The sequence below is a fragment of the Mesorhizobium sp. M7A.F.Ca.US.006.01.1.1 genome, from assembly GCF_003997935.1.
Classification (GTDB): Bacteria; Pseudomonadota; Alphaproteobacteria; order Rhizobiales; family Rhizobiaceae; genus Mesorhizobium.
Genome location: NZ_RZQL01000355.1, coordinates 1 through 5,406 on the forward strand (window position 1 = coordinate 1; position 5,406 = coordinate 5,406).

At 63.5% G+C, this 5,406-nt stretch carries 6 protein-coding genes; 3 read left to right on the plus strand and 3 right to left on the minus strand.

Going from position 1 to position 5,406, the window contains the following annotated elements:
- Together EN943_RS34570 and EN943_RS34575 are read right to left on the minus strand one after the other, a co-directional pair.
- Nucleotides 1-416: PfkB family carbohydrate kinase (locus EN943_RS34570; RefSeq protein WP_245476088.1), on the minus strand; the 416-nt coding region annotated here is incomplete at its 3' end.
- 3 nt (nt 417-419) lie between these two features.
- Complete coding sequence (locus tag EN943_RS34575) at nt 420-1,220, minus strand: class I fructose-bisphosphate aldolase (protein ID WP_127255183.1); 801 nt, start codon at nt 1,218-1,220, stop codon at nt 420-422.
- Nucleotides 1,221-1,381: 161 nt separating this feature from the next.
- Here EN943_RS34575 and EN943_RS34580 point away from each other — a divergent pair, with 161 nt between their 5' ends.
- The 3 genes from EN943_RS34580 to EN943_RS34590 all read left to right on the plus strand — a co-directional run bounded on the left by EN943_RS34580 (nt 1,382) and on the right by EN943_RS34590 (nt 4,530).
- Nucleotides 1,382-2,143: a DeoR/GlpR family DNA-binding transcription regulator gene (locus EN943_RS34580; protein WP_127416327.1), complete on the plus strand. Its 762-nt coding sequence runs from the start codon at nt 1,382-1,384 to the stop codon at nt 2,141-2,143.
- A gap of 268 nt (nt 2,144-2,411) precedes the next feature.
- On the plus strand, nt 2,412-3,560 hold the full coding sequence (locus EN943_RS34585) for a Gfo/Idh/MocA family oxidoreductase (protein ID WP_127416328.1): 1,149 nt from the start codon (nt 2,412-2,414) through the stop codon (nt 3,558-3,560).
- 10 nt (nt 3,561-3,570) lie between these two features.
- Complete coding sequence (locus tag EN943_RS34590) at nt 3,571-4,530, plus strand: alpha/beta hydrolase (protein ID WP_127416329.1); 960 nt, start codon at nt 3,571-3,573, stop codon at nt 4,528-4,530.
- Here EN943_RS34590 and EN943_RS34595 read toward each other — a convergent pair.
- Nucleotides 4,518-5,406, minus strand: an 889-nt coding sequence (locus tag EN943_RS34595; RefSeq protein WP_164778538.1) for a LacI family DNA-binding transcriptional regulator, incomplete at its 5' end; no start/stop codon positions are given. The genes EN943_RS34590 and EN943_RS34595 overlap by 13 nt on opposite strands.

The window sequence follows — 5,406 nt, forward strand, 5'->3', positions numbered from 1 at the left end:
CCGTAACTGTCGACGATCAGGACGGTCGCGCGGCTGAGAACCTCGTCCGGAAAGTCCGGCGCAGTGCCCAGCATCGCTTCGTCGTCATACGCGATGAATCGCTCCCCATCCGAACCGACGGTGATCCGCGAGCGCACCGGGCGCGCGTGCGGGTGGCGCGGCGCGAACGCGGTTTCAACGCCGCTCGCAACGAGATCGCACAACACGGCGTCGTCGGCGGCACTGCCCAGCCATCCGACGAACCCGGCGCTTCCGCCGAGCCGCGCGACGGCGGCAAGTGCCGTCGCGACATTTCCCCCGAAAGCTCGGGCACTTTGCAGAACCTTCCCTTTGCCCGCCGACAACGGCTGATCGACATAGACGATGTCGTCGATCGCAATAGCGCCGAAGCCGAGGATTGAAGGGACGGTGGGCATCGTTCAGGCACCCGCCTTCGCCAAGGCGTCTTGCGCCGAAAGGCCGTCGTGGATGACGCCCCGAAAGGCAATCGCTGCCTTTTCCGGATCGCCATGCCCCCAGAGATTGCGGCCCACCACGGCACCGCGCGCACCGGCACGGATGGCGTCCGCCGTCTGCTGAAGGGCGCCGAGCAACGTGTCGGTCTTCGGACCACCGGCGATCACAACCGGCACCGGGCAGGTCCGAACGGTCTCTCGAAACGACTCGAAATCGCCCGTGTAACCGATCTTGATCACGTCGACGCCGGACTCGTAGCCGATGCGTGCCGCATAGGCGATCTCGTCGGGGGTGAAGACGATTTTTGCCCCGTCGGTGAAATCGCGAGGGTAGATATGCGCCACCACCGGCATGCCGTAACGGGCCGCCGCGTTCACCGAATCGGTCAGCCAGCGTATGTATTTGCCCTCGGTCGCGCCGCGCACCGGAATGGCCACGGCCAACGCATCGGCGCCAGCGCGCACCGCATCCTCGGGCGTTGCAATCAGTTCACTGATGCGATCGTCCGGGGTGAAGCAGCCGGCCTGGATCACCAGGCAAGCCTTGCCGGCGTATTGCGGCCACAGATGGCGCGCGGTGCCAGGCTGGATGCTGACGTAGTCGGGTTTGCCTACCATGACGCGTGCAAGCGCGCCCGGCAGGTCGGCAAGACCTCCTTTGCGCACGTCGCCATAGCCGACAAAGTGGTCGACCGCGCCGCCAAAAAGATTCCCTGATGGATGTGAGAAGAGGCGCGCCAGGCGCACCTTGGTTCCGAGGCTCATGAGTCCAAAACTCTCCAATCGATTGATTTCAAAATCCCAGACCCAGTGTTTGCGAAAGAAAAGACAAATGCAATCTTTCGAAAGCTTTCGAATTCGCATATTTTGATAGAGTGAATCGAGGCCAGGGTGATCGCTTGGCGCATGGAGGCAAGGACAGGGCAATGTTGTCAGAGCAGAGACGCCAATCGATCCTAGGTGAAGTGCAACGCAGCGGACAGGTTCGCATCAAGGACCTGTCAGACGATTTTGGCGTGTCGGAAGTCACGGTGCGCTCCGACCTCGAGATACTGGACCGCAAGGGATTGCTGACCAAGACCCGCGGCGGCGCGGTGACCCGGACCACGGATTCGACCACGGCCGCGTTCGCCCGGCGGATGCAAACGAATCTCGATGCAAAGAAACGCATCGCCCGGGCAGCGGTAGAACTGTTCGAGGACAACCAATCGGTCATCTTCGACGGCGGCTCGACATTGATGCAGGTTGCCATGTTGTTACCGCCGCTCAGCAACGTCGTGGTCGCCGCCACGGCGATGAATATCGTGCAGCATCTGATGCATCGGCCCGGGCTCGACGTTCACATGATCGGTGGCCGGGTCTATCCAGACACGGTGAGCACGCTGATCACCGATGCCGACACGGCTCTCGGCGGCTTGGTCGCGCATCAGGTCTTTGTTGGAGCGCATGCGATTGACTCGTCACTGGATGTGGTCGACGTGAACGAAGACATGGCGCGAACGAAGCGAAACCTCGTGCGCATGGCCCGGCGCGTTGTCCTCCTTGCGGATTCGAGCAAATGGGGCGTCAGCGGGACCTCCAAGGCCTTTTCGCTGTCGAGCGTCGATGTTGTGATCACCGACGATGGCCTGTCTGGGCCGATACGCACCCAGCTTGATAGGACCGGGGCCAAGGTGATCTATGCCTGACCCCGTCGCGGTCCCCGGCCGCGGCGGAAATATCCGATGCGCGCATGACCCACGGCATTCGCATCGGCGGTCAGCCGTTTTTTCATGTCGGTCATTTTCTCCTCCCCAGGACTGGCAGCCTCCCGATATCGCGCCAGCATTTTCGCATGTTGTATAAAAATTTTACGCGCGTCAATATTTAAAATGCTGTATTGCCCTTTGCGAAGGCGATCCGTTACCTCTGGGCGGATCCGGCAGACGATGACTGCGTTGGGAGGTACGATCGAAAATGCACGGGATATCAACGACGAAACTCGGGATCGGCGTCATCGGATGCGGCAATATCTCGATGACCTATCTGCGCAATGCCGCTCTCTTTGGCGGGATCGAGTTGCGCGCGTGCGCCGATATTTCGGCCGACATGACGGCAGTACGGGCGGAGGAATATGGCATACGGGCACTTGGCGTCGATGCGCTGCTGGCCGACCCCGAGATCGAACTTGTCCTCAACCTGACCATTCCGGCGGCGCATTTCGACATTTCGTTTTCGGCACTTTCGGCCGGCAAGCACGTCTTCACCGAGAAGCCGCTCGCCACCTCGGCCGCCGATGGACGGCGGCTGGTCGACGAGGCGCGGTCACGCGGCGTGCTGCTCGGCTCGGCGCCCGACACTTTCCTCGGTGCAGCCGGGCGCCGCGCCCGCCGGCTGATGGATGACGGCGCCATCGGCCGCCCGGTCACCGGCACCGCCTTCATGATGGGCCGTGGCATGGAGCACTGGCATCCCAACCCGCAATTCTACTACCAGCCGGGTGGCGGCCCGGTGTTCGACATGGGGCCTTATTATCTGACCATGCTGGTCAATCTGCTCGGCCCCGTCGAGCGCGTCATGGCAATGGCAACACGCGGCCAGGATGAAAGGCTGATCACCGCCGAGGGGCCCTTCAAGAACACCACATTCAAGGTCGGCACGCCGACCAACGTGCTGTCGCTGCTCGAGTTCCGCTCCGGCGCAACCGTCACCTTCGGCGCCTCATGGGATGTCTTTCGCCACTCCAACCACCCGATCGAGCTGCACGGCACCGAGGGCTCGTTGCGCTTGCCCGACCCCGACACGTTCGGCGGCACGGTGTCGCTGTCGGAACGCGGCACCGACTGGCAGGATTTCGCCAGCGAAGGCGAGCTCTATGGCGCCCGCAACTGGCCTTACGCGGCACCCGACCGCGCCAATTACCGCATGCTCGGCGTCGCCGATCTGGTGCGCTCGCTTCAGACCGGCAACGCGCCCCGCGCCTCCGGCAGCCTTGCTCTGCATGTGCTGGAGATCATGGAGGCTATCCTGCGCTCCGGTGAAACACAGGGCTCGGTCGCCATCGCGGGCGATGTCGTCCAACCGGCCCTGCTGACCGAGGAAGAGGCAAGCAGCCTGTTGGCCTGAGGGTATGATCATGACGCTCGATCCGGATGCGCTTCGCGTCCTCGAAATTGGTCGTGCAGCGGGCGGCAAGCCATTCGAGACCGGCAGCGTGGCGACGGCGCGCGCCGCTTACAACGCCTCGTTTCCAGAACTACAGGGCGAGCACGAGCCGGTCGCAACGACCTTTGAGCAGCAGATTGACGGGCCGAACGGGCCTGTTACGCTCCGCATCCATCGCGGCGTCGGCGCGCCACAATGCGGCGCGCCGGCGCTGCTCTATCTGCATGGCGGCGGCTGGGTCATCGGCAATCTCGACTCACATGACGAGATCTGCCGCCTGATGGCCAATCTCGGCAACGCCTTCATTGTCTGCCCCGATTACCGCCTGGCGCCGGAACACAAATTTCCCGCCGGGCTCGAGGATTGTCTGGCAACCCTTCGGTTCATGGCCGAGCATGCCGCCGATCTCGGCATCGACATCAGACGCATCGGTGTTGCCGGCGATAGCGCCGGCGGCAACCTCGCCGCCGTGCTGGCGCTGCTCGCGCGCGATGGGCTCGCACCGTCCCTTGCCGCGCAGATCCTGATCTATCCCAACACCGATGCGCGGCAGACATCGGACAGCTACAGGCGTTTCGGCGACGGCTTCGGGCTCACCGCAACCACCATGGCGTGGTTCCGCGACCATTATGTGCGAACGCCGGACGACGTGCTGGACTGGCGCGTCTCGCCCTTGCTGGTGCCCGATCTCGCCGGCGTCGCGCCTGCATTCGTGGCGCTTGCCGGCTGTGACATCCTCGCCGACGAAGGGGCAGCCTATGTAGCGCGCCTGCAAGCCGCGGGCGTGCCTGTGATCCTGCGGCAATGGCCAGGCCAGATTCATGGCTTCGTCTCGATGGGGCGCTATGTTCCCGCTGCCCGGCAAGCGGTGGCCGAGGCAGTGGCGGCCTGGCGTCACTTCGAGAAGGTTGCTGACGATCAGGCCGACTGACGCATCACCAGGGTGGCGCCGAGCTTGACCGTACGGGCCAGGCTTTGCTTCGGCGGGTCGGCCTCGTCCAGCAGAGCCAGCAGGATCTCGACGCTGCGGCCGGCCATGGCGGTGAAATCCTGCGCCATGGTGGTCAGCGCCGGGCAGGTATAGCGGCTCAGCGGATGGTCGTCGTGCGCGGCAACGCGCAGATCGCAATCGGGCCTGCGGCCGACCTTCAGGCCGCGCGAGAACGCAGCCGCCATCACGCCAAAGGCGAGACGATCATTGGCGCACAGGATGGTGCGGCCAGGCAAGGTGCCGGCCTCCAGCATTTTTTCCGTCTGCTCGTAGCCGATGCGTTCGAAGTCCCAGGTGTAATCGCGCGCGGCCTCGATGACGATCGGCTTGAAACCGGCGGTCTCCATCGCAACGATGTAGCTCTCCTGGCGTTCGCCGGAGTTGTGGTTGACATGCGGAATGTCGAGATAGATCGGCGGCTCGCCCGAGCGGCAGAGATAGTCGACAATGGTCGACACGCTCTGTCGGTTATCGTTGCCGACGAACGGCGTATCGCCCTCGATATAGGTGTCGAAATAGACGATCGGAATGTCCTGCCCAAGCTTGTCGAAGACGCTGCGGTCGGAAGCCAGGCCGAGCGGGGCGATGATCGCGCCGGCGACCTTCAGCGATAGCAGCGTCCTGACCGACTCTGCCTCCAGCTTCGGCGAGCCATGCGAGGAGATGACGATCGGCCAATAGCCCTCGTCGCGGCAACGAAATTCGATGCGGCTGACCATCTCGGCGTAGAACGGATCGGTGATCGTCGGCACGACGATGCCGATGTTGCGGGTGCGCTTGCGGTTGAGGTTGCGGGCGAAAAGGTTGGGCTGATAG

Excerpts from the sequence above, each read along its gene's own strand:
- EN943_RS34575 (WP_127255183.1), bottom strand. The coding sequence starts at position 1,220 with ATGAGCCTCGGAACCAAGGTGCGCCTGGCGCGCCTCTTCTCACATCCA.
- EN943_RS34580 (WP_127416327.1), top strand. The coding sequence starts at position 1,382 with ATGTTGTCAGAGCAGAGACGCCAATCGATCCTAGGTGAAGTGCAACGC.
- EN943_RS34585 (WP_127416328.1), top strand. The coding sequence starts at position 2,412 with ATGCACGGGATATCAACGACGAAACTCGGGATCGGCGTCATCGGATGC.
- EN943_RS34590 (WP_127416329.1), top strand. The coding sequence starts at position 3,571 with ATGACGCTCGATCCGGATGCGCTTCGCGTCCTCGAAATTGGTCGTGCA.